Source organism: Meridianimarinicoccus zhengii (assembly GCF_003254465.1).
Lineage (GTDB): Bacteria > Pseudomonadota > Alphaproteobacteria > Rhodobacterales > Rhodobacteraceae > Meridianimarinicoccus > Meridianimarinicoccus zhengii.
Map to the genome: position 1 here is coordinate 1 of NZ_QDFI01000029.1, position 22,020 is coordinate 22,020.

Consider the following 22,020-nt stretch of genomic DNA (forward strand, 5'->3'; position numbering starts at 1 on the left):
CGTGCCCGCCGGACGCGGTCGCGGCATGCGGGCCGGATTGCGCCGCTCTTCCCGCACCCGTGCCCGCAGGCGGCGGGGCAACTGCCGGGGCAGGGCTGGGCGCCGGGGCCGCGGCGGTGCCGTCGGTCATGGCGGCGAGCTTGCGCATCAGGTCTTCGGGCGGGGGCAGGTCGGCCACATGGGTCATGCGGATCACCGCCATCTCCGCCGCCATCATGGCGTTGGGTGCGGTGGCCACTTCCTCCAGCGCCTTCAGCAGCATCTGCCACGCGCGGCCCAGCACCCGTTGCGAAAGCTTCTCAGCCATCGCGGCACCCCGGCTGCGGATGTCCGGCGGCAGGGTCGGGTCGTCCGCGGCGTCGGGCGTGACCTTGCTGACCGACAGCCAGTGCGCCACCTCGGCCAGATCGCGCAGCACCGCCATCGGGTCCGCGCCGTCGGCATAATGCGCCGAAAGCTCGTTCAGCGCGCCAGCGGCATCCCCCGACATCACCATGTCGAACAGGTCGAGCACCCGGCCACGATCCGCAAGCCCAAGCATGGACCGCACCTGATCGACGGTCGTGTCGCCCTGCCCGTGGCTGATCGCCTGATCCAGAAGCGAGGTCGCGTCGCGCGCCGAGCCTTCGGCGGCCCGCGCGATCAGCGACAGCGCCGCGTCCTCGATCTGCGCGCCCTCGGCATCGGCGATGCGGCGCAGCAGGGCCAGCATGTCCTCGGGCTCGATCCGGCGCAGGTCGAACCGCTGGCAACGCGACAGCACCGTGACCGGCACCTTGCGGATCTCGGTCGTGGCGAAGATGAACTTCACGTGGCGGGGCGGTTCCTCCAGCGTCTTGAGAAGCGCGTTGAAGGCCGAGGTGGACAGCATGTGCACCTCGTCGATGATGTAGACCTTGTAGCGGCTTTCCGACGGCGCATAGGTCACGCTGTCCAGAACGTTCTGGCGGATGTTGTCCACGCCGGTATTGCTGGCCGCGTCCATTTCGATCACGTCCACATGGGTGCCCGCGGCGATGCGTACGCATTGGGGGCATTCCCCGCAGGGGTCTGTCGTCGGCCCGTCGCGCCCGGTGCAGTTCATGCCCTTGGCGATGATCCGGGCCGTGGTGGTCTTCCCGGTGCCGCGGATGCCCGTCATGATGAAGGCCTGCGCGATCCGGTCGGCGGCGAAGGCGTTGCGCAAGGTGCGGACCATCGCCTCCTGCCCGACGAGATCGGCGAAGGTCTCGGGCCGGTACTTGCGGGCCAGCACCTGGTAGCCTGTCGTCTTTTCCACGCCTGCTTGCCCTTCGCGGATTCGATCAAGACCGCAGCCTAGGGCCGGGGGGCGGCAAGGTCCAGCCGCGCGGCCCCGCCCAGCCGTCGGTCAAGCCATGAAGCCCCTCATTGCGCGGTGACGGACCCGCGCCTAGCGTAACGTCAGCGCGGGCGGCGGGCCGGCGCCGGGAACGCCCATGAAGGAGGACACGACATGGCCAATTTTCTAAGTCCGACCCAGCATATCAAGCTGGCCGAGATGCTCGACAAGGCGATCAACATTCCGCTCGTGAGCAACCAGAAGGAAAAGGATATCTTCCTGAAACTCGTGCGCGCCATCGACAGCCGGGTGGAGGCGATCACACCGGACGAGGTGCTCGCGGCCTTGAACAGCAAGGACGTGACCGTGGCCGACGTGGTGGCGGGGGCGATGAAGGACAATCTGGTGCCGTTCCTCGCGGATGCGCTCGCCTTTCCCTTCCTGCCCACGATGATCAAGCGGCGCGTGCTGGAACTGGTGGTGGACATGCTTGTCGAAGCCGCGGCGCAGGCCACGACGCTGGACGACAAGCTCGACGATTTCCTGCAGGCGACCTGACGCCCGCGCCCCGGTCGGCGCGCCACGCGGCCGGGGCGCCGCGTGGCGCGTGTCGGCGTCAGACCCCGAGACACCAGCGCAGCACGGCCTTCTGGGCGTGCAGGCGGTTCTCGGCCTCGTCGAAGATCACCGATTGCGGACCGTCCATGACGCTGCTGGTCACCTCTTCCTCGCGGTGGGCGGGCAGGCAGTGCATGAACAGCGCCTGTGGCCCCGCGGCGGCCATCAGCGCGTCGTTGACCTGGTAGGGGCGCAACTGGTTGTGCCGCCGTTCGCGCATGGAGGCGGGATCGTGCATGGATACCCATGTGTCCGTGACCACGAGATCCGCGCCGGGCACGGCCTTGAACGGGTCCCGCTCGATCGTGATCGTGGCCCCTGCCGCGCGGGCGGCCGCGATGGCCTCGGGCTCGGGGTCGAGCGGCTCCGGCCCTGTAAAGGTCAGGTCGAACCCGAACTGTCCTGCGGCATGGATGAACGACGCGCACACATTGTTGCCGTCCCCCGCCCAGACCACGCGCCGCCCCGCGATGGGGCCGCGATGTTCCTCGAAGGTCAGGATGTCGGCCATGATCTGGCAGGGATGGGTGCGGTTGGTCAGGCCGTTCACCACGGGCACGGTGGCATGTTCGGCCAGTTCCAGCAGGGTCGATTCCTCGAAGGTGCGGATCATGATCAGATCAACGTAGCGCGACAGGACCCGCGCCGTATCGGCGATGGTCTCGCCGTGCCCCAGCTGCATGTCGCTGCCCGACAGTACCAGCGTCTCCCCGCCCATCTGGCGCACGCCCACGTCGAAGCTGACCCGCGTGCGGGTGGACGGCTTTTCGAACACGAGCGCGACCATCCGCCCGGCAAGCGGCTGCTTCGCGTCCGGCGTGCCGCGCGGCAGGTCGCGGCGGGCGTCCTTCATGGCCGCGGCCCGGTCGATCATGGCGCGCAGGTCGGTGGGCGCGGTCTTGTGCAGGTCGAGGAAGTGATTCATGGATCAGTGCCTTGTGGCGGAGGTGCAGGGGCCATCTGGCCCACGGACCCCCCGAGGATATGTCGGGACGGAAGATGGATCGGCGCGCTGCGCGGGGCTGTTGCCCGGTACGAAGACCATGCAGCGCACCTGCGCGCCGTCTTCGGCGATACGGATCTCGCCGGGCACGAAGCCGGCGCGGCGATACATGGCGATGCCGCGCGGGTTGGTCAGGCGCGGGTCGGTGACGACCGCGGGCGCATCGGCGGCGCGCAGGCGGCTGGCATAAGCACGCACGAAGCCCGAAGCGACACCGCACCCGAGCAGGTCCGGTTCGCCGAGGAACATGTCCACCGCGCGGGTGCCCGCCGGGGCATCGTGGAAATGCGGCACCCCGGCAAGATGCGGGCACCAGTTCTGGACGAAGCCGACGGGTCTGTCGTCCATGGTCACCACATGCATCTTGCAGTCGCCGCCGTCGATTTCGGCATGGATCAGCGCGAGTTCGCGGTCAGGATCGCCCCATGTCGCGCGGACATGGGGCTGCGCAAGCCACACGAGAAGCATCGCGTCATCGCCGCGTTGCACGGGCCGGAAGCCGAAGGGCGCGTCAGGCGGGTTCATGGGCGGTCACGGCGACGGCGGCGCGGTCGAGCCGGTCCGCCGCTTCGCCGATCTCGGCATCGGTGATGGTCAGCGGCGGCAGGATGCGCACCACGTTGTCGGCGGCGGGCACGGTCAGCACCTGCTGTTCGATCCCTGCCGCAACGACCGCCGCGGCGGGCTTCACGCAATGCAGGCCCAGCATCAGCCCGCGCCCGCGGACATGGTCGAACACATCCGGGTGCCGCGCCACCAGCCCGTCCAGCGTCGCGCGCAGTTCGCCGCCCTTGCGCGTGACCTCGGACAGGAAGGCCGGGTCGGCGACGTGCCGCATGACGGCAAGCCCCACGGCGCAGCCCAGCGGGTTGCCGCCATAGGTCGATCCGTGCGTGCCTGCCGTCATGCCCGATGCAGCGTTTTCGGTCGCCAGCACCGCACCCAGCGGGAAGCCGCCGCCGATGCCCTTGGCCACCATCATGATGTCGGGGGCGATCCCGGCCCATTCATGGGCGAAGAGCCGCCCCGTCCGGCCCATGCCGCACTGCACCTCGTCGAGGATCAGCAGCATTCCGGTCTCGTCGCAGATCTTGCGCAGGCCGCGCAGGCAGTCCAGGGGCAGGGGCCGGATGCCGCCTTCGCCCTGCACGGGTTCCACCAGTATCGCGGCAGTGTCAGAGCCGATGCCAGCGCGCAGCGCGTCATGGTCGCCCCACGGCAGGTGGGTGAAGCCGGGCAGCAGCGGCGCGAAGCCCTTCGTCATCTTTTCCGAACCGGCGGCGGCGATGCCCGCGCTGGACCGGCCATGGAATGCGCCCTCGAAGGCGATGATCCCGGTGCGATCGGTCCGGCCCTGGTCGAACCAGTATTTCCGGGCCATCTTCATCGCCAGCTCGCAGCTTTCCGTGCCGGAGTTCGTGAAGAACACCGTGTCGGCAAAGGTCGCGGCGACCAGCGCGTCGGCCAGCGCCTGCTGCTGCGGGATACGGTATAGGTTGGAGGTGTGCCAAAGCCGCCCCGCCTGTTCGGTGAGCGCCGCGACCAGCGCCGGGTGCGCGTGGCCCATCGCATTGACCGCGATCCCGGCGGTCAGGTCCAGAAAACGGCGGCCATCCGCCTCGGTCAGCCAGCAGCCTTCGCCGGTCACGAAGCTCAGAGGCGTGCGGTTATAGGTCGGCAGGACGGTCGGAAACATGGCGGAACCTCAAGGGGCAAGCCCTGTTCGTGCCGCAGGCACGGGGGCGTGTCAATTGGAACGGGACGAAGGTCTGGGAACAGGCACGGGGCAACGGCCCCGTTGGGGGCTCAGGCGGTCGCGCGGAGGCGTCGGAGAGCGGGCGTGCTGTTCATACGGTTCCGATAGCAGGGTCCGGCGCCGCGGGGAAGCCCCGTCAGCATTCCGGCAGGTTGACCGCAAGCCCCCCCTGCGAGGTTTCCTTGTACTTCTCGGACATGTCGCGCCCGGTCTGGCGCATCGTTTCGATGCAGTTGTCGAGCGGCATGAAATGCTGTCCGTCCCCGCGCAGCGACAGCGACGCGGCGGATACCGCCTTGATCGCGCCCAGCCCGTTGCGTTCGATGCAGGGCACCTGCACCAGCCCCGCCACCGGGTCGCAGGTCATGCCGAGGTGATGTTCCAGCGCGATCTCGGCGGCATTCTCGATCTGTGCATTGGTGCCGCCAAGGGCCGCGCACAGCCCTGCCGCGGCCATGGCGGCGGCCGATCCGACCTCGGCCTGGCAGCCGCATTCCGCGCCCGAGATCGACGCGTTGTGCTTGATGAGCCCGCCGATGGCGGCGGCGGTCAGGATCATGTCGCGGATGCCGGCCTGCGTGGCCCCCACGCAATGGTCGCGGTAATAGCGGATCGTCGCCGGGACGACCCCCGCCGCCCCGTTGGTGGGCGAGGTGACGACGGTGCCGCCCGCCGCGTTTTCCTCGTTCACGGCCATGGCGTAGACCGACAGCCAGTCGTTGACCACGTGGGGCTGGGCAAGGTTGCGGCCCGCCTCTGCGATCAACTGGTCATGGATCGCGCGGGCACGGCGGCGCACGTTCAGCCCCCCTGGCAGGGTCCCGGTCGCGGCGAGCCCCCGGTCGATCACACCGTCCATCGTCGCCCAGAGCGCATCGAGCCGCGCGTCGAGATCGATGCCAGGGCTGTGCGCGGTCTCGTTCGCACGCTTCATCGCGGCGATGGACAGACCCGCAGCGTCCCCCATCGCCAGCATCTCGCGCGCCGATCCGAACGGGTAGGGGTAGCCATGGGCCGCCTTTTCGGCGTGCAGGTCGCCATCTTCCGCATCTCGCGCGGCCATTTCGGCCGCGGTCAGAACGAAACCGCCCCCGACCGAGTAGTAGGTTTCCCGGTGATAGGGATTGCCCGCGGTGTCGAGCGCGGTCAGTACCAGCCCGTTCGCATGTCCCGGCAGGGGCGGGCCATAGTCGAACACCACGTCAGCGCCCGGGTCGAAGGCCAGCGGGGGCAGCCCCGGCGGCGTCACCCGCCCCTCGGTCCGCACGCGCGCCAGCGCCGCCTCTGCGGCCGCCGCGTCGCAATCGTGCGGCACGAATCCGCACAGCCCGAGGATCACGGCCCGGTCGGTCGCGTGTCCCTTGCCCGTGAAGGCGAGCGAGCCGTGAAGGGACGCCCGCACCGATGCGAGATCGCCCGCGCCAGGGATCTTCTCCGCACCGCCGCGTAGATCGTCGAGGAATCGTGCGGCCGCCGTCATGGGCCCCATCGTATGGGACGAGGACGGGCCGATCCCGACCTTGAAGATATCGAAGACGCTCAGGAACATCGCGCGCACTCCATGCTGGCATGATGGACACTAGCGGCGATGCCCGCCGGGTGCAGCCCGATAACGACGCAGGCCCGGCGATCCGCGACCGGCCCAGACCGCCCGCCAACTTTTGTCCCGAAATATCCCTGCCTGACGCCCGCGTGCAGCGCACGCGGCGCGGCCCAACGGGGTGGCGCCCGCAAAGCGGGCGGAAGACGTGTGGAAGTCGCCCCGTCCCGGCGGCTCAGGTTCCGCGCGGTTTTGCGCGCAGGGTCGGATCGGCCCGGGTCGGGTCCTCGGGCCAGGGATGGCGGGGATAGCGCGCGCGCATGTCCTTGCGCACGTCCGCGTAGCTGCCCGCCCAGAATCCCGGCAGGTCCATCGTGGTCTGAACCGGCCGCCCTGCGGGCGACAGCAGCGTCACACGCAAGGGCTGCCCGCCCACGACCGGGTGACGGGTTTCCCCGAACATCTCCTGCAGCCGCAGCGCGATCTCCGGGGCCTCGCCGTCGTAATCGATGGCGATCCGCCGCCCCAGCGGTGTCGTGTAGGCGGGCGGTGCGATCCGGTCGAGCGCCTGTACCTGGTCATGGTCAAGCGATGCCAGCAGCGCCGGGGCCGGGTCGAAGCCGCGCAGGTCGGCGGCGGTCCGCACCCCGGTTAGGTACGGCAGCAGCCAGTCCTCCGCGCTGTTCAGCAGCGCCGCTTCTGATGGATTGGGCAGGTCGGGCCGTTCTGCCCGCGCCACGCGCAGCCGCGCGCGCAGGAGCGCGAAGGCCCGCGACCCGTCGAACACGCCGGGCCCGAGATCGCGCACACCCGCCAGGGCCGCCGCCGCCAGCGTGTCGGGCGGCGCGTCACGCCAGATTGCATCCGCCAGCACCAGCGCGCCCAGCCGTTCCTGCCGCCGCGCGGTGACGCGCCGGTCGCGTCTGGACCAGACGCATAGGTCCACGGTTTCGATCCGGTCGGAGAACAGAGCCCGCAGGGTGGCCTCGGAAATCGGGGCGGCCCGGCGGATCTTCGCCTCGCGCGGATCGCCGTCCAGATCGGCGACCGCCAGCAGGCGTTGCCCCGCCAGCGGGTCGCCCTCGGGCAGAACCGCCCCCTTGCCGCCCGACAGCACGAAACGCGGCGCGTCGCCGGGACGGTGCAGTGCGATCCGGTCGGGATAGGCCAGCGCCGTCATCCCGCCCGTATCCAGTGGTGTGGCGGGGTCGGGCGCGAGCCGCGCAAGCCGCTTCGCCTCCGTTCGGATGCGTTTGGCGGCCGCAGGCTCCGGAGGCGGGCCGTCGCCGCGCAGCGCGCGCAGCCGCAGGTCCAGATCCGCCCCCGCGTCGCGCGGCAGGGGATCACGCTCCTCCATCAGTGCGGCAAGCATGGCTGCCGGTTTGCCCGCGCGCACGAGCATGTGCCCCAGCCGCGGATGCAGGGGCAGCCCCGCCAGCGCCTGCCCGTGTGCGGTGATGCGCCCGGCTGCATCCAGCGCGCCCAGGTCGCGCAGCAGCGCCTGCGCCTCGGCCAGGGCGGGTGCCGGCGGCGGGGTGAGGAACGCCAGTTCCCCGGCCTGCGCCCCCCATTGCGCAAGATCGAGCGCGAGCCCGGTCAGGTCCGCCGCCTCGATCTCGGCGGGGGGATAGGCGGCCAGCGCGCCCTCTTCGCCCGCCGTCCAGAGCCGGTAGCAGGTGCCCGGTGCCACCCGGCCCGCGCGGCCCCGGCGCTGGTCGGCCTCGGCGCGGGTCACGCGTTCGGTCACAAGCCGCGACATGCCCGATCCCGGATCGAAGCGCGCCCGCCGGGCGCGGCCGGCATCGACCACCACCCGGATACCGTCGATGGTGAGCGAGGTTTCGGCAATGGCCGTGGCGAGCACGATCTTGCGCATCCCCGCCGCCGCGGGCGCGAGCGCGGTGCGTTGCGCCGCGGCAGGCAGCGCACCGTAGAGCGGCAGGGCAGTGCAATCAGCCGGCAGGCGCGGGCTGAGGCTGGACATGCAGCGCCGGATCTCGCCTTCGCCGGGCAGGAACACGAGCACCCCGCCCGCGGTTTCGTCCAGCGCGCGCAGGGTCAGGTCCGCGGTGGCCTCCGGCAGCCGGGCACCGCGCGGCAGGGGTGCGTAGAGCCAGCGGGTGTCCACCGGATAGGCGCGCCCTTCGGCGGTCAGCACGGGGGCATCATCCAAGAGCGCCGCGACCGGGGCGGCGTCGAGCGTGGCGGACATCACGAGGATCGCCAGGTCGGGGCGCAAGGCGCCGCGAACCTCCCAGGCGAGTGCAAGGCCCAGATCGGCCTGCAGCGACCGTTCGTGGAACTCGTCGAAGATCAGCGTGCCGATGCCGGCCAGTTCCGGATCGGCCTGGAGACGCCGGGTCAGCAGACCCTCGGTGACGACCTCGATGCGCGTCGCGGGCGACACGCGGCTTTCGCCCCGGATGCTGTAGCCGATGGTTTGCCCGACCGGTTCGCCGCGTTCGGCGGCCATCCGCTCGGCGGCCGCGCGGGCGGCGATGCGCCGGGGTTCCAGCATGACGATGCGGCCTTCTGCGCCAGCCGCCAGCAGCGCGGGCGGAACGCGCGTGGTCTTGCCCGCGCCGGGCGGCGCCTGCAGCACGGTCCGCCCGTCCCGCGCCAGTGCGCGCACGAGATCGGGCAGGACCGGGTCGATGGGAAGCGGCGCGGGCGGGGTCATGGCGCGGTTATGGCGCGCGGCGCGGGCCGGTGCAAACCGGCGGTACGCCGCCGCGCCTGCCAGACCGCCGCACCGTGTGCTGACCGTGCGTGGTCCATCCGGAAAAGTCCCGGCCAAAGGGCTGCGCGCCAGCCGGGCGCGACACGGTCCGGCGTCTGCCCTGCCAAGTCGACGGCCGGGGCGGCGCGTCCGCCGTTCCGCCGGTGGCACGGTTCCGCGCGCGCCGCGTGGCCGGCCATGTGCCCGTGGCTGCCGGCTAGCGGCGGGTGACCCGCGCCGTGCCGAAACTGGTGGGAAAGCTCAGCCGTTCGACCCGCAACGTTCCGTCCGGCAGGCGCGCATATGTCAGTGTCAGCGGCCAGTCGCGTTGTTCCGACATCTCCTCGGCGCTGAACCCCGCGACCCGGCTGTAGGTGCCGGTGCAGGTCAGGCCGTCCGCCGCCATCCGGTCGAACACGATCCGGTGCCGCTTGCGCCCGTCGAACACCGCGAGGTCCAGATCGCAGGCCAGCGCCGCTGGACGGTCGCGCAGGATGGCATAGGCCGCGGTCGTCGTATCCACGGTGCCCGCCTGCCGTGCCGCGGGCGCGTCCCCGGGCCGTGGATCGCGCGCGGGCGTGTTGGTGATCTGCGGCACGCCCGCCGCGGTGAAATCATACCGCCGTTCGCGCCGGTCATCGGGCTTGGCCGTCACCTCGCGCGCCATGCGGGGGCTGTAGGCGTTCCCGCTGACCCGCCCCTGCGCCACCGTGTCGATTTCCGCATCGAAGAGCGCGCCCAGCAGCCCGCTTGCCCGCGCCGATCCGTGGACCGTGTAGCTGCCGCCGCCATCCTCGCCGCGGAAGGCCAGCACGCCGGCCCGGATGCCGCCGAAGCTGACGTTGAAGGCGGCGCTTTCCTCGGCAGCCCGCGCGCCCTGCGCTGTGGCAAGTACGAGAACGAGGACACAGGCGAGAACGCGCGTGATCGGGCGGTGTGGCATGGGGCGATCCTTGGGTCGGCTGAGGCACGGGGCGAGGGTGGACATAGCCGGGACGACACGGCAAGACCATCCGCACGCATTTCACCGTGAGGTCCCATGCAGGATACCGCCGCCGCCGCACCCGATCCCGCCGCGCTGGCCCACACGCTCGCGCCGCGTATCCTTGCGGGGGAGCGCCGCGCGCTGGCTCGGGCGATCACGCTTGTTGAAAGCGGGCGGGCGGATCATCGCGCGCAGGCCGTGGCCCTGCTGGACCAGCTTCGGGGCGCGGGGCGGCAGGCGCTGCGCGTCGGGCTGTCGGGCACGCCGGGCGTGGGCAAGTCCACGTTCATCGAAGCCTTCGGCACGATGCTCACGGGGCAGGGGCTGCGGGTGGCGGTGCTGGCGGTGGACCCGTCCTCTGCGCGCTCCGGCGGATCGATCCTTGGAGACAAGACCCGGATGGAGCGGCTGAGCCGCGATCCGAACGCGTTCATCCGCCCCTCCCCGAGCCAGACCCAGCTGGGCGGGGTCGCGCGCCGGTCGCGGGAGGCCGTGGCGCTGTGCGAGGCGGCGGGATTTGACCTGGTGCTGATCGAGACCGTGGGCGTGGGGCAGTCCGAAACAGTTGTGGCCGAGATGGCCGACCTGTTCGTGCTGCTGATGGCGCCCGCGGGCGGTGACGAATTGCAGGGTGTCAAGCGCGGCATCATGGAAATCGCGGACATGATCGTCGTGAACAAGGCGGATGGGGAACTGTTGTCGACCGCCACGCGGACCTGTGCCGATTACGCCGGTGCGCTGCGGCTGCTGCGCAAGCGGCCGCAGGACCCGTCAGGCTTTCCCAAGGCGTTGATGGTGTCCGCCGTGGCCGAGACGGGCCTCGCCGAGGCCTGGGCCGAGATGCGAGATCTTGCCGACTGGCGGCGCGAGCATGGGCACTGGAATGCCCGACGCGCGGGGCAGGCGCGCTACTGGTTCGAGGAGGAGGTCCGGCAGGGCCTGCTCGCGCGGCTCACGGGCGATCCGGCGGCGCGCGCGCGGCTTGCCGAACTGGGCGATACGGTCGCGGCGGGAGAGGTGCTGCCCGGCATCGCCGCCGCGCGGATGCTCGACTGGCTCGGGCGATGACCGCGCGTGCAGGGCGGGCCGTGCCCGTCGCCGCGTCGCGCGCCGACAACCTGCGTGGGGCGGCGCTGATGGTGGCGGCCATGGCGGCCTTCGCCGTCGAGGACATGTTTCTCAAGGCCGCCGCCGCCACCCTGCCCGTGGGCGTGGTGCTGATGCTGTTCGGCGCGGGCGGCGCGCTGGGCTTTTCGGTACTGGCGCTCTCGCGGGGCGAGCCGCTGTGGCACCCGGCGATGGCCAGCCGGGGCGTGGCGATGCGTGCAGTGGCCGAGGTGACGGGGCGGCTTGGGTACACGCTGGCCATCGCGCTCACGCCGTTGTCTGCGGCCACCGCCATCCTGCAGGCGACGCCGCTGGTGGTCGTGGCGGGGGCTGCGGTTTTCTTCGGCGAACGGGTCGGCTGGCGACGCTGGTGCGCGGTTCTGGCCGGGTTCGCGGGGGTCATGGTCATCCTGCAGCCGACGCCGGGAAGCTTCGTGCCGTCGTCGATCTTCGCGGTGATCGGCATGGCGGGGTTCGCCGCGCGCGATCTGGCCACACGTGCCGCTCCGCGCGTGCTGTCGAATCGCCAGCTTGGCCTGTGCGGCTTCGTGGTGCTGGTGCCCACGGGTGCGCTGCTCTGGGCGTGGACGGGCGGCGCGGTTCCGGCCGATGCGCGGGCCTTCGGCTACCTGGCCGCGGGAACCGCCATCGGCATCGCGGCCTATAGCGGGCTGACAGCGGCCATGCGCGTGGGCGATGTTTCGGTTGTGACGCCATTCCGCTACAGCCGCCTTCTGTTCGGGATAGGGCTAGGCGTGGCCGTGTTCGGCGAAGACCTGTCGCCTGCCACGCTGCTGGGCAGTGCCGTGGTGCTGGCGGCTGGGCTTTACACGCTGGCCGGGGCGGGACGTGGCGCAAAAGTGCTTGACGCCCCCCGGAGCAGCCGCTAGAGCCAGCCCTCACATCCCGAGGGCGCTGCAAGTCGGCGCCCCTGTCATTTGAACAACACCCGTTCGGGGCTGCCCCGGACCCCGCTTGTCGAGATCACGAGGAACGCCCATGTCGCGCCGCTGCGAATTGACCGGAATTGGCCCGATGGTCGGCAACAATGTCAGCCACGCCAACAACAAGACCAAACGCCGCTTTCTGCCGAATCTGCAGGAGGTCACGCTGATCTCCGACACGCTGGGCCGGTCGTTCAAGCTGCGCATCTCGTCCAAGGCGCTGCGCTCGGTCGACCATCGCGGCGGGTTCGACGCGTTCATGGCCAAGGCCAAGGATGCCGACCTGTCCGAAGGTGCGCTGAAGATCAAGAAAGAGATCGCGAAGGCGCAGGCGGCCACCGCCTGATCGCGTCGATCCGCCGGGCGCGGCCCGGCGTCACCCTTTCAACGACGATCCGGTGAACGGACACCTTGGGCCCCGCGGAGACGCGGGGCTTTTTCATGGGCGGTGCATGGTGCGCGTCTGGTCGCACCGGGCAGGTCTTGGCGGGCCTGAGGGTCCGGGATAGACACCTGCGCATGGTTCGCCGCTCCGCGCCCTTCCTGTCCGTCCTGCTGGCGCTGGTGATCGCGCTGACCGCGATCCATGCGGGCGCCATGCGCGGGCAGGCGAAGGCCGCGGGCAGCATCGTGCTGTGCACCGGAACCGGGCCTGTCAGTGTCGCCGTGGACGCGGATGGCCAGCCGGTCGGTCCCGTTCATGTCTGCCCGGACTGCGTCATGTCCCTTCTGGCCGCGGTGGATGCCCCGTCGCCGGTCCCCCATGCCGCGGCCCCGGCCCGGCGCCTGTCCTTTGCGCAGGCCGGCGTGGCCTTGCGGTCCCGCGCCGTTGTCGGCCCAAGGGCGCGGGGGCCGCCGCACCCGTCCTGATCCGCGACACCGACATTCCAGATCAAGGACAACAGACGATGATGAAACCGACCCTCCTGGCCGTGGCGCTTGCCGTGGCTATGCCCGCCGCCGTGTTCGCCCAGAGCGTGATCGAGGTGCATGACCCGTATGCCCGGGCGTCCGGGCCGTCCGCCGTGTCCGGCGCGGCGTTCATGGTGCTGCACAACCACGGCGACGTGGATGACCGGCTGGTATCGGCCAGCAGCCCGGTGGCGGCGCGGGTGGAACTGCACACCCATATCGAGGACGACGCCGGCGTGATGCGCATGGTCCATGTGGACGAGGGCCTGTCCCTCCCGGCCGGCGGCGAACGGTCTCTGGTGCGGGGCGGGGACCATGTGATGTTTCTCGGGATCACGACCCCGTTCGAGGACGGCACGTCCGTGCCGCTGACCCTGACCTTTGAGCAGGCGGGCGACGTGACCATCGAGGTGCCCGTGGACCTGAGCCGGATGCCCGGCGGGCACGGGGAACATGGCGGCCAAGACGGCCATGGTATGACAACCGGGAACTGATCCCGGCGCGGCGTCGCCTCGCACGGGGCGGCGCGCATCAGCCTGCCAGTATCGCGTCCACCCAGCCGGGCACGAGCGTTTCCGCGGGCCCGTGGCGATGTTCGGCAAACATCGCGGACGTGTCGGACGGATCGAGGTTCAACTCCAGCGTATGCGCGCCCATGGCCGCCGCCTCGGCCACGAAACCCGCCGCGGGATAGACGCTGCCGGATGTGCCGATGGACACGAACAGGTCGCAATCGGCCAGCGCGTCGGCGATACGCTCCATGTGATATGGAAATTCACCGAACCACACCACGTCGGGCCGGGTCGCCGCCGCGCCGCAAGCCGGGCAGGGATCGTCGGGCGACATCTCCGGCGGTGCGTCCCAGCGGTGTCCGCAGGCACCGCAGAGCCCGCGCATCAGTTCGCCATGCATGTGCACGATGCCGCGTGCCCCTGCCCGCTCCAGCAAGTCGTCGATGTTCTGCGTCACCAGCATGACGTCGGTCCCGCGCACCTGCGACAGCCGCGCAAGCGCTTCGTGGGCGAGGTTCGGCCGCGCGGCGATGCAGTTGGCCCGCCGCGCGTTGTAGAAACCATGCACCAGCCGCGGATTACGGGCGAAGCCCTGCGGCGTCGCCACGTCCTCCAGATCGTACTGCGACCACAGCCCGCCCGCATCGCGGAACGTGCCCAGACCGCTGGCCGCGGACAGGCCCGCGCCGCTCAGAACCACGATGCGCGTCATGGCGTCCCCCTTTTCCGCGTTCGCCCGCCCCGGTATGGGTGGCATATGGAACATGCCCCTGCCAGCCCGCGCATCCTGTGCGTCTGTCTCGGAAATATCTGCCGGTCGCCCATGGCAGAGGCCGTGCTGCGTGCCATGGACCCCGGACTGGTCGTGGACAGCGCGGGCACCGGCGCGTGGCACCTGGGCAGCCCGCCCCACGAAGATGCTGTGAACGCCGGGGCGCGGCGCAGGTTCGACCTGACCGGGCAACGCGCGCGGCGCATCACGGCTTCGGATTTCGACGCGTTCGACCTGATCCTCGTGATGGACGATTCCAACCTGCGCGACGTGGAGGGTCTGCGCCCGCGCGGCAGCGCCACCCCGGTCCGCAGGCTTCTGGACCACGTGCCCGGCTGCGGTATCTCGGCTGTGCCCGACCCATGGAACACGGGCGATTTCGATGGCGCGCTTGACCTGATCGAAGCCGGGTGCCGGGGCGTGCTGCGCGCGCTCGGGCGGGCGTGACGGGTCAGTTGCAGGACTGTTCGGCCAGCGCGCCGAACTGGCGATAGACGGTCCAGAACCGTTCGTCCTGCGCGCGGTCCGACATGCGGATTTCCTGTGCCCGATGCGGGTCGCGGAAAAAGCTTGCAGCAAGCCGCTGGTCGCGCGGGGTCAGCAACTGGTCGGCGATCCGCTGGATGCAGGTGCACAGGCGCGAATCGTCGCCCACGCGTTCTGACCGGACGCAGGCCTGTTCGATGGCCCGGGCGTGCAGCGGTGCGGCAAGGCTGACGACAAGGACAGAAGCGGCGGCAAGGCGGAAGATCATCGCGGCGTCATCCATTCGGCGGGAGATTGCGCGAATCGTGGCAAATTCTCGCCGACTTCGCAACCGTTGCGCGGCGTGTCACCGCGTGTCCTCGATGATTGCGGACAGAAGGGCGCGTGCGCTGTCGCCGTCCCAGGTCGCCTCCCCCTGCATTCGGGCGATCTCCTGCCCTTCGCGGTCGAGGATCAGGGTGACCGGCAGGCCCAGCACCCCCATCCCGCGCGCCATCGCCATGGTCGGATCGTTGTGCAGCGGCAGGGTGTCGATTTGCGCCTCGTCGAAGAAACGCGTCATGGCCGCGGGGGAATTGCGCCCCGTTGCCACGGTCACCACCTGAAAGTCGTCGCCGCCCATGTCGCGGTTGAGCGCATCGAGCATCGGCATTTCCTTGCGGCACGGGGGGCACCACGTCGCCCAGAAATTCAGGACAACCACCTGCCCGCGATAGGCGTCGAGCGTGATCTCACCGCCGTCGGCCGCCTTGAACGGCGCGGCATCGACCGGGCGCGGGCTGTCGTGGATGACAAGCTTGCGCATGTCGCCCTCGCGGAGCGTGGCCCATGCGGCAGGGTCCGCGAACGCGGGCAGGGCGGACAGGCAAAGGGCAACAAATGCAATCAGTCGGGTCATGTGGTCCTCCGGGCTGCACCGGAAGTGGCCGGGGCGAGGCGACGGGTCAAGGAAACGCGGCGAAGCTGTCGCAGATGTGAACCCGTTTGCGCGGGCGCCGTGCGAGGTCTATGGACGGGGCCGAAGGTGCGGGTCAGGCTGCGCCGGGATACCGGGGAACGGCACATGGGCAAGGATAGCGGCAGCAACGCGATGTGGGGCGGACGGTTCAGCGCCGGACCCGACGCGATCATGGAGGCGATCAATGCGTCCATCGGGTTCGACAAGCGGCTGGCCGATCAGGATATCGCGGGATCGAAAGCCCATGCCGCGATGCTGGCCGCGCAGGGGATCATCACGCGCGCCGACGCCGATGCCATCGCGGACGGGCTGAACCGGGTGAAGGCCGAGATCGATGGCGGCCAGTTCGTGTTTTCCGCCGCGCTCGAAGACATCCACATGAACGTGGAGGCACGGTTGCGGGATCTCATCGGCGCGGCGGCGGGGCGGCTGCACACGGCCCGGTCGCGCAACGACCAGGTGGCAACGGATTTCCGGCTTTGGGTGCGCGACCAGTGCGATGGGGCGGTCGAGGGGCTGGAGGCGCTGCAGCGCGCGCTGCTGGCGCAGGCAGAGGCCGGTGCGGACTGGGTCATGCCCGGCTTCACCCATCTGCAGACCGCGCAGCCGGTGACGTGGGGCCATCACATGCTGGCCTATGTGGAGATGTTCGCCCGCGATGCGGGCCGGTTCCGCGATGCACGCGCGCGGATGAACGAATGTCCGCTCGGGGCGGCGGCGCTGGCGGGCACCGGGTTTCCCATCGACCGCCACGCGACGGCGACAGCGCTCGGGTTCGACAAGCCCATGGACAACAGTCTCGATGCCGTGTCGGACCGGGACTTCGCGCTGGAATTTCTTTCGGCTGCGGCGATCTGTTCAGTGCACCTGTCGCGGCTGGCAGAGGAGTTAGTGATCTGGTCCTCGGCGCAGTTCCGGTTCGTGACGCTGTCGGACCGGTTCTCGACCGGGTCCAGCATCATGCCGCAGAAGAAGAACCCCGATGCCGCCGAGCTGATCCGCGCCAAGATCGGGCGCATCACCGGCGCTCTGGTGGCGCTGCTGACGGTGATGAAGGGGCTGCCGCTGGCCTATTCCAAGGACATGCAGGAGGACAAGGAACAGGTCTTCGACGCCGCCGACACGCTGATGCTGTCGCTGGCGGCGATGACCGGGATGGTGTCGGACCTGACGGCGAACCGCGCGGCGCTGGAAGCCGCGGCCTCGGCGGGTTTCTCGACCGCGACGGACCTTGCTGACTGGCTGGTGCGCGAGGCGGGGCTGCCGTTCCGCGACGCACATCACGTCACCGGCACGCTGGTGGCGATGGCCGAGGCGCGGGGCGTGGACCTGCCGGACCTGACGATTGACGACATGCAGTCCGTGCATACGGGCATCACCGTGGGGGTGTTCGACGTGTTGGGCGTGCACAACTCGGTCGCATCCCGCACGAGCCATGGCGGCACCGCGCCCGCACAGGTACGCGCGCGGATCACCGACTGGAAGGAGCGGTTGGGATGACGGGATATCGCAAGGCCCTGCGCGCTGTGACTGCGCTGCTGACCTGCGCGGCTCTCGCGGGCTGTGCCGGCGCGAACCCGGACGGTGAAGTGTCGGTCGGATCGAGCGGTGCCGAGGCGCGCGCGGGCGTGGAGACCGACACGGGACGCGCCCGCGCCGGCATGTCCACCTCGGGGCCCTATGCCGAGGCCGACGTGGTCAAGGCCGGTCCGGCCGCGGTCACCGTGGGCACGGGCGGCGTGAGCGCCAGCGTCGGTGCGGGCCCGCTGCGCGTGGGTGTCGGCAGCGGCAGCTGGTGGCGCGTGGGGCTGGGCCTGTGAGCCGTGTCGTCGCCTTTGTCGCCGCGCTGTGGCTCGCGGGATGCGGGCTCGACGGTGCGCCCACCCGCCCGGAACCGGCGCCCGCCCCTCAGTCCGGTGTCGTGATCGGCGGATCGGGCTACATCGGAGGGTCCGTGAGGCGGTAGCGGTATGCCGGAGCGATCCGGTCCCGGTCGCCGCCATGGATTTCCCGGCGCAATCCGCGCCACAGCTTGGAGCCTGCGATGACCGCCCTGCGCCTGACCTACCTTGCCCTTGCCATCTGGGGGGCGATCCACCCGATGTACTGGTTCGTCAGCCACATGGCGAACAATCCCGGCGGCTTGGGCGGCCTGATCGACGCGTGGTATGTCAACGACAGCACCACCGGCCTGACATGGGATCTGACCATCGCGGCCATCGCGCTGACGGTGTGGATCGTGGCGGAATGCGTCCAGAGGCGCACATGGGTCAATCTCGTGGCGATCCCGGCCACGTTCTGCATCGGGGTAAGCTGCGGTCTGCCGCTGTTCCTGTTCCTACGCAGCCGTCCCGCCTGATAGGTGCCTGATCCGGGCCTGAGACAGCCCGCCGCTGGACGCGGGCGCCCCAAGCAGTCTACGCAGGACGCATGAAGGACGCAGGCCCCATCCCCGGACTGACAAGCCCTACCCCCGGCGGGGCCGCGCGCCCGGGCCTGTGCACCGATTGCGGGGTGTCGCGGATGGGCGACGGCAAGGCCTGCGGGCGGGCCTGCCAGTTCATCGCGCCGGACTATCCCGCGCTGGAACGGGCCGTCCATGGCCGGGCCGCGGGCGGCGCGGGCGAAGAGCCGTTCTTCGGCGTGATCCATGCCATGCACCGCGCGCGGCTCGACCCGCCTGCCGCGGGCGCGCAATGGACCGGGCTGACCACGGCGCTGGCGGCACGGCTGCTGGAAACGGGCGCGGTCGACGCCGTGCTGACCGTGGCGCCGGACCCGGACGACCGCTGGGCTCCGCGTGCGGTGATCGTGACCGACCCGTCGGCGCTGGCGGCCTGCCGGGGCATGCGCATGGGCTATGCGCCGCTGCTGGCCATGCTAGAACCGGCCCGTGACGCCGGGCACCGGCGCATCGCGGTGATCGGAATCCCCTGCCAGGTCTATGCCCTGCGCGCGCTGGAGTCGGAGCTTGGCTTCGACGCGATCACGGTGATCGGCACGCCCTGTTCCGACAACACGACGACCGCGCGGTTCCACGAGTTCCTCGCCCTGCTCGACGACCGGCCCGACACGATCAGCTACCTGGAGTTCCGCCACGATTACCGGGTGGAGCTGCGCTTCGACGACGGGCGCGCGCCGCGCCTCATCCCGTTCCTGAAGTTGCCCATATCCGACCTGCCCGCGGATTTCTTTCCGCTGACCTGCAAGACCTGCGTGGATTACACGAACCGGCTCGCGGACATCACCGTGGGCTACATGGGCGGGGATGGGCAGCAATGGGTGATCGCCCGTAACGCGCGCGGGGCCGATGCATTGGCTGCGCTTGGGTCAGACGTCGTGCTGTCGAACCCGACCACGCGCGGCAGCCGCGCCGGGGCCGTGAAGGGGTTCATTGCCAACACGGAACGCGCAGCGGGGGGGATGCCGCTGCGCCGTATGCCCGGTTGGCTGCGCCCCATCGTGGCGTGGCTGCAACCGCGCATCGGTCCTCGGGGGCTGGAATTCGCGCGCGCACGGGTGGAGATGAAGGCGGCCGAGACGGTGCTGCACCTTCGCCGCACCCATCCCGCGCGGATCAAGAACATGGTGCCCGCCCATGTCTGGCGGCTCGTGGCGCCTTATGGGCTTGCGCCTTCGGCTGACGAACTGCGCGAGACGCCCGTGGAACGGGCAGGCACCGAGGCCGAAGGCTGACGTCGTAACGGAAAGGTTGCGCGACGGTCCCATCGCCGGCAATCATGACGCCAATGCGACAAGACATCAGGGAGACAACCACAATGACCCGGACAACCGGACTTCTGACAGCCACGCTGCTGGCCACCACGGCGATGGCGCCCTTTGCGCAGGCCGAAACGCTCCGCTGGGCGCGGGCGGGCGACAGCCTCACGCTGGACCCGCATGCCCAGAACGAAGGGCCGACTCACACGATCGCGCACCAGATCTATGAACCGCTCCTGATCCGCGACATGACCGGCGCGTTCGAACCGGCACTGGCGACCGATTGGGCCCCGTCGCCGGACGATCCCAACGTATGGGTGTTCAATCTGCGCGAAGGCGTGACCTTCCATGATGGGGCCGCCTTCGATGCATCGGACGTGGTGTTCTCGATCGAGCGCGCCCAGACTGAGGACAGCGACATGAAGGAGCTGCTGACCTCCATCGTCGAGGTTCGCGCGCCCGACCCGCTGACCGTGGAATTCGTCACCGACGGGCCGAACCCGATCCTGCCCAGCAACCTGACGAACCTGTTCATCATCGACGAGGACTGGGCCCGCGCGAACGACGCGGTCGAGGTGCAGGATTACGAAGGCGGGGAGGAAACCTTCGCCGCGCGCAACGCCAACGGCACCGGGCCTTACGTTCTGAACAGCCGGGAGCCGGACGTGCGCACCGTGATGACGCGGTTCGAGGAGTACTGGGGCATGGACCAGTTCCCGCTCGACGTGACCGAGATCGTCTATACCCCGATCCAGAACGCCGCGACCCGCGTGGCCGCACTTCTGTCCGGTGAGGTCGACATCATCCAGGACATGCCGGTGCAGGATCTGGGCCGCGTGGCCGGGACCGACGGGCTGGACGTGCGCACGGCACCGCAGAACCGCACGATCTTCTTCGGGATGAACATGGGTGCCGCGGATATCGAGACCGACTCCGTCGAGGGCGCCAATCCCTTCGCCGACGCCCGTGTGCGGCAGGCGATGAACATGGCGATCAACCGCGATGCCATCAAGCAGGTCGTGATGCGCGGCCAGAGCCAGCCTGCCGGGATGATCGCGCCGCCCTTCGTCAACGGCTGGACGGCCGAACTTGACGCGACCAGCACGGATGTCGCGGCCGCCAAGGCGCTTATGGAGGAAGCGGGCTATGGCGACGGGTTCTCGGTGCAGCTCGACTGCCCGAACGACCGCTACATCAACGACGAAGGCATCTGTCAGGCGGTCGTGGGCATGATGGCGCAGATCGGCGTCACCGTGAATCTCGAAGCGATGCCCAAGGCGCAGTTCTTCCCGCTGATCTCGAACCGGACCACGAATTTCTACATGCTGGGCTGGGGTGTGCCGACCTATGACAGCGAGTACATCTTCAACTTCCTCGTGCATTCGGCGGAAGGGGATCGCGGGTCCTGGAATGCCACGGGCTATTCCAACCCGGAACTGGACGCGATGATCCAGTCGCTGGCGTCGGAAACCGATCTTGATGCGCGCAACGACACCATCGCGGCGATCTGGGAGGTCGTGCAGGCGGAAACCATCTATCTGCCGATCCATCACCAGGTTCTGAACTGGGGTGTGGCCAGCAACGTGGCGATCGAGGTCGATCCCGAGGATCAGCCGAAGATCAAGTATATCGCACTGAACTGATCCGCCATCCGCGCCGGCGCGGGGGCTGTCCCCGCGCGCCGGCGCGTGCCCGAAGGGGTCACCCATGCTTGCCTATATCCTGCGCCGGATCTTCCAGTCGGCCATCGTGCTGCTGGTGGTCGGGCTGGTCGCCTTTTCGCTGTTCCGCTTCGTGGGCGATCCGATCGACAACATGCTGGGGCAGGAACGCACGCAGGCCGATGTGGAGCGCCTGCGCGAAACGCTGGGCTTGAACGAGCCGTTCGTGGTGCAATACGCCAAGTTTCTCGGGCAGGCGGTGCAGGGCAATTTCGGGATGTCCTATCGGCAAGGGCGGCCAGTGGCCGAGATCCTCATGGAGCGCGCGCCCGCGACGCTGGAACTGGCCGCCGTGTCGGGCGTGCTGGCATTAAGCTTCGGGATCGGGCTGGGCGTGTTCACGGCGATCCGGCGTGACGGGTTCGCGGCCAATGCGATCATGACCCTGTCGCTGATCGGCGTGTCGCTGCCGACCTTCCTGATCGGGATCCTTCTCATATACCTGTTTTCGGTGGAACTGGGCTGGTTGCCCAGTTTCGGCCGCGGGGAGGTCGTGGACCTTGGCGGCTGGACCACCGGGTTCCTGACGCCAAGCGGGCTGCAGGCGCTGATCCTGCCGTCGATCACGCTCGGGCTGTACCAGATGACGCTCATCATGCGGCTCGTGCGGTCCGAGATGCTGGAGGTGCTGCGCACCGACTACATCCGCTTCGCCCGCGCCCGCGGGTTGCGCGACCGGGCCGTGCATTTCCGCCACGCGCTGAAGAACACCATGGTGCCGGTCATCACGGTGACGGGGCTTCAGCTTGGGTCCATCATCGCCTTCGCCATCATCACCGAAACCGTGTTCCAGTGGCCCGGCGTGGGGCTGCTGTTCATCAACGCGATCCAGTTCGTCGATATCCCCGTGATGGCCGCTTACCTGATGCTGATCTCGGTCATGTTCGTGGGCATCAACCTGATCGTGGATCTTCTGTATGTCATGGTCGATCCGCGGTTGCGCGGCGATAGCGCACGGGGGCACTGA

At 69.7% G+C, this 22,020-nt stretch carries 23 protein-coding genes; 13 read left to right on the forward strand and 10 right to left on the reverse strand.

The genetic code is table 11. The features are described from left to right. Nucleotides 1-1,279: DNA polymerase III subunit gamma/tau (locus tag DDE13_RS10860; protein ID WP_111404109.1), on the reverse strand; the 1,279-nt coding region annotated here is incomplete at its 3' end. Between the two features lie 195 nt (nt 1,280-1,474). Between DDE13_RS10860 and DDE13_RS10865 the strand changes: the two genes are divergently transcribed. Continuing rightward, on the forward strand, nt 1,475-1,858 hold the full coding sequence (locus DDE13_RS10865; RefSeq protein WP_111404110.1) for a hypothetical protein: 384 nt from the start codon (nt 1,475-1,477) through the stop codon (nt 1,856-1,858). A 58-nt stretch (nt 1,859-1,916) separates the two neighbouring features. On the opposite strand, the gene argF is transcribed toward DDE13_RS10865, so the two are convergent. The 6 genes from argF to DDE13_RS10895 all read right to left on the reverse strand — a co-directional run bounded on the left by argF (nt 1,917) and on the right by DDE13_RS10895 (nt 9,879). Beyond that, nucleotides 1,917-2,843 (reverse strand): ornithine carbamoyltransferase, encoded by a 927-nt coding sequence (argF, locus tag DDE13_RS10870; RefSeq protein WP_111404111.1) that lies wholly within the window; start codon nt 2,841-2,843, stop codon nt 1,917-1,919. Between the two features lie 3 nt (nt 2,844-2,846). Continuing rightward, nucleotides 2,847-3,446 (reverse strand): GNAT family N-acetyltransferase, encoded by a 600-nt coding sequence (locus tag DDE13_RS10875; protein ID WP_111404112.1) that lies wholly within the window; start codon nt 3,444-3,446, stop codon nt 2,847-2,849. Further along, on the reverse strand, nt 3,433-4,617 hold the full coding sequence (locus DDE13_RS10880; RefSeq protein ID WP_111404113.1) for an aspartate aminotransferase family protein: 1,185 nt from the start codon (nt 4,615-4,617) through the stop codon (nt 3,433-3,435). Before DDE13_RS10880 ends, DDE13_RS10875 begins: the two co-directional genes overlap by 14 nt. Before the next feature lie 196 nt (nt 4,618-4,813). Next, a complete protein-coding gene (locus tag DDE13_RS10885; protein ID WP_111404114.1) occupies nt 4,814-6,226 on the reverse strand; it encodes an L-serine ammonia-lyase in 1,413 nt (470 codons plus the stop codon). Between the two features lie 226 nt (nt 6,227-6,452). Then, nucleotides 6,453-8,897 carry an ATP-dependent helicase HrpB gene (hrpB, locus tag DDE13_RS10890; RefSeq protein ID WP_111404115.1) on the reverse strand — a complete coding sequence of 815 codons (2,445 nt, stop codon included), beginning with the start codon at nt 8,895-8,897 and terminating at the stop codon, nt 6,453-6,455. Between the two features lie 256 nt (nt 8,898-9,153). Next, nucleotides 9,154-9,879, reverse strand: coding sequence for a DUF3108 domain-containing protein (locus DDE13_RS10895; protein ID WP_162630952.1), 726 nt, complete (start codon nt 9,877-9,879; stop codon nt 9,154-9,156). A 96-nt stretch (nt 9,880-9,975) separates the two neighbouring features. On the opposite strand from DDE13_RS10895, the gene meaB reads away from it, so the two are divergent. The 5 genes from meaB to DDE13_RS10920 all read left to right on the forward strand — a co-directional run bounded on the left by meaB (nt 9,976) and on the right by DDE13_RS10920 (nt 13,378). Beyond that, nucleotides 9,976-10,989 carry a methylmalonyl Co-A mutase-associated GTPase MeaB gene (gene meaB, locus DDE13_RS10900; protein WP_111404117.1) on the forward strand — a complete coding sequence of 338 codons (1,014 nt, stop codon included), beginning with the start codon at nt 9,976-9,978 and terminating at the stop codon, nt 10,987-10,989. Then, the gene (locus DDE13_RS10905) at nt 10,986-11,918 is read left to right on the forward strand and encodes a DMT family transporter (protein WP_111404118.1); all 933 of its coding nucleotides are present in this window, start codon (nt 10,986-10,988) and stop codon (nt 11,916-11,918) included. The genes meaB and DDE13_RS10905 overlap by 4 nt, the downstream gene beginning before the upstream one ends. Nucleotides 11,919-12,027: 109 nt before the next feature. Further along, nucleotides 12,028-12,318 (forward strand): 50S ribosomal protein L28, encoded by a 291-nt coding sequence (gene rpmB, locus DDE13_RS10910; RefSeq protein ID WP_111404119.1) that lies wholly within the window; start codon nt 12,028-12,030, stop codon nt 12,316-12,318. A 173-nt stretch (nt 12,319-12,491) separates the two neighbouring features. After that, nucleotides 12,492-12,842 (forward strand): hypothetical protein, encoded by a 351-nt coding sequence (locus DDE13_RS10915; RefSeq protein ID WP_111404120.1) that lies wholly within the window; start codon nt 12,492-12,494, stop codon nt 12,840-12,842. Nucleotides 12,843-12,883: 41 nt separating this feature from the next. Further along, complete coding sequence (locus DDE13_RS10920; RefSeq protein ID WP_111404154.1) at nt 12,884-13,378, forward strand: copper chaperone PCu(A)C; 495 nt, start codon at nt 12,884-12,886, stop codon at nt 13,376-13,378. Nucleotides 13,379-13,415: 37 nt separating this feature from the next. Here DDE13_RS10920 and DDE13_RS10925 read toward each other — a convergent pair whose 3' ends face one another. After that, nucleotides 13,416-14,108 (reverse strand): NAD-dependent deacylase, encoded by a 693-nt coding sequence (locus tag DDE13_RS10925; protein ID WP_111404121.1) that lies wholly within the window; start codon nt 14,106-14,108, stop codon nt 13,416-13,418. Between the two features lie 45 nt (nt 14,109-14,153). On the opposite strand from DDE13_RS10925, the gene DDE13_RS10930 reads away from it, so the two are divergent. After that, complete coding sequence (locus DDE13_RS10930; protein WP_111404122.1) at nt 14,154-14,615, forward strand: low molecular weight protein-tyrosine-phosphatase; 462 nt, start codon at nt 14,154-14,156, stop codon at nt 14,613-14,615. A gap of 4 nt (nt 14,616-14,619) precedes the next feature. Here DDE13_RS10930 and DDE13_RS10935 read toward each other — a convergent pair whose 3' ends face one another. Next, nucleotides 14,620-14,922, reverse strand: a complete 303-nt coding sequence (locus tag DDE13_RS10935) for a hypothetical protein (protein ID WP_111404155.1) — start codon at nt 14,920-14,922, stop codon at nt 14,620-14,622. Nucleotides 14,923-15,000: 78 nt separating this feature from the next. Continuing rightward, the gene (locus tag DDE13_RS10940; RefSeq protein ID WP_111404123.1) at nt 15,001-15,552 is read right to left on the reverse strand and encodes a TlpA disulfide reductase family protein; all 552 of its coding nucleotides are present in this window, start codon (nt 15,550-15,552) and stop codon (nt 15,001-15,003) included. Between the two features lie 165 nt (nt 15,553-15,717). On the opposite strand from DDE13_RS10940, the gene argH reads away from it, so the two are divergent. The 6 genes from argH to DDE13_RS10975 all read left to right on the forward strand — a co-directional run bounded on the left by argH (nt 15,718) and on the right by DDE13_RS10975 (nt 22,020). Beyond that, on the forward strand, nt 15,718-17,112 hold the full coding sequence (argH, locus tag DDE13_RS10945; protein WP_111404124.1) for an argininosuccinate lyase: 1,395 nt from the start codon (nt 15,718-15,720) through the stop codon (nt 17,110-17,112). Continuing rightward, nucleotides 17,109-17,432, forward strand: a complete 324-nt coding sequence (locus DDE13_RS10950; RefSeq protein WP_111404125.1) for a hypothetical protein — start codon at nt 17,109-17,111, stop codon at nt 17,430-17,432. The genes argH and DDE13_RS10950 overlap by 4 nt, the downstream gene beginning before the upstream one ends. A gap of 224 nt (nt 17,433-17,656) precedes the next feature. Further along, nucleotides 17,657-17,971, forward strand: a complete 315-nt coding sequence (locus DDE13_RS10960; protein WP_111404127.1) for a DUF2834 domain-containing protein — start codon at nt 17,657-17,659, stop codon at nt 17,969-17,971. A 71-nt stretch (nt 17,972-18,042) separates the two neighbouring features. Further along, nucleotides 18,043-19,308, forward strand: coding sequence for a Coenzyme F420 hydrogenase/dehydrogenase, beta subunit C-terminal domain (locus tag DDE13_RS10965; RefSeq protein ID WP_111404128.1), 1,266 nt, complete (start codon nt 18,043-18,045; stop codon nt 19,306-19,308). Between the two features lie 83 nt (nt 19,309-19,391). Then, complete coding sequence (locus tag DDE13_RS10970) at nt 19,392-20,975, forward strand: ABC transporter substrate-binding protein (RefSeq protein WP_111404129.1); 1,584 nt, start codon at nt 19,392-19,394, stop codon at nt 20,973-20,975. A gap of 64 nt (nt 20,976-21,039) precedes the next feature. Beyond that, on the forward strand, nt 21,040-22,020 hold the full coding sequence (locus DDE13_RS10975; RefSeq protein WP_111404130.1) for an ABC transporter permease: 981 nt from the start codon (nt 21,040-21,042) through the stop codon (nt 22,018-22,020).

Coding starts and splice junctions, on each gene's coding strand:
- DDE13_RS10865 (WP_111404110.1), top strand. CDS start 1,475: ATGGCCAATTTTCTAAGTCCGACCCAGCATATCAAGCTGGCCGAGATG.
- argF (WP_111404111.1), bottom strand. CDS start 2,843: ATGAATCACTTCCTCGACCTGCACAAGACCGCGCCCACCGACCTGCGC.
- DDE13_RS10875 (WP_111404112.1), bottom strand. CDS start 3,446: ATGAACCCGCCTGACGCGCCCTTCGGCTTCCGGCCCGTGCAACGCGGC.
- DDE13_RS10880 (WP_111404113.1), bottom strand. CDS start 4,617: ATGTTTCCGACCGTCCTGCCGACCTATAACCGCACGCCTCTGAGCTTC.
- DDE13_RS10885 (WP_111404114.1), bottom strand. CDS start 6,226: ATGTTCCTGAGCGTCTTCGATATCTTCAAGGTCGGGATCGGCCCGTCC.
- hrpB (WP_111404115.1), bottom strand. CDS start 8,897: ATGACCCCGCCCGCGCCGCTTCCCATCGACCCGGTCCTGCCCGATCTC.
- DDE13_RS10895 (WP_162630952.1), bottom strand. CDS start 9,879: ATGCCACACCGCCCGATCACGCGCGTTCTCGCCTGTGTCCTCGTTCTC.
- meaB (WP_111404117.1), top strand. CDS start 9,976: ATGCAGGATACCGCCGCCGCCGCACCCGATCCCGCCGCGCTGGCCCAC.
- DDE13_RS10905 (WP_111404118.1), top strand. CDS start 10,986: ATGACCGCGCGTGCAGGGCGGGCCGTGCCCGTCGCCGCGTCGCGCGCC.
- rpmB (WP_111404119.1), top strand. CDS start 12,028: ATGTCGCGCCGCTGCGAATTGACCGGAATTGGCCCGATGGTCGGCAAC.
- DDE13_RS10915 (WP_111404120.1), top strand. CDS start 12,492: ATGGTTCGCCGCTCCGCGCCCTTCCTGTCCGTCCTGCTGGCGCTGGTG.
- DDE13_RS10920 (WP_111404154.1), top strand. CDS start 12,884: ATGAAACCGACCCTCCTGGCCGTGGCGCTTGCCGTGGCTATGCCCGCC.
- DDE13_RS10925 (WP_111404121.1), bottom strand. CDS start 14,108: ATGACGCGCATCGTGGTTCTGAGCGGCGCGGGCCTGTCCGCGGCCAGC.
- DDE13_RS10930 (WP_111404122.1), top strand. CDS start 14,154: ATGGAACATGCCCCTGCCAGCCCGCGCATCCTGTGCGTCTGTCTCGGA.
- DDE13_RS10935 (WP_111404155.1), bottom strand. CDS start 14,922: ATGATCTTCCGCCTTGCCGCCGCTTCTGTCCTTGTCGTCAGCCTTGCC.
- DDE13_RS10940 (WP_111404123.1), bottom strand. CDS start 15,552: ATGACCCGACTGATTGCATTTGTTGCCCTTTGCCTGTCCGCCCTGCCC.
- argH (WP_111404124.1), top strand. CDS start 15,718: ATGGGCAAGGATAGCGGCAGCAACGCGATGTGGGGCGGACGGTTCAGC.
- DDE13_RS10950 (WP_111404125.1), top strand. CDS start 17,109: ATGACGGGATATCGCAAGGCCCTGCGCGCTGTGACTGCGCTGCTGACC.
- DDE13_RS10960 (WP_111404127.1), top strand. CDS start 17,657: ATGACCGCCCTGCGCCTGACCTACCTTGCCCTTGCCATCTGGGGGGCG.
- DDE13_RS10965 (WP_111404128.1), top strand. CDS start 18,043: ATGAAGGACGCAGGCCCCATCCCCGGACTGACAAGCCCTACCCCCGGC.
- DDE13_RS10970 (WP_111404129.1), top strand. CDS start 19,392: ATGACCCGGACAACCGGACTTCTGACAGCCACGCTGCTGGCCACCACG.
- DDE13_RS10975 (WP_111404130.1), top strand. CDS start 21,040: ATGCTTGCCTATATCCTGCGCCGGATCTTCCAGTCGGCCATCGTGCTG.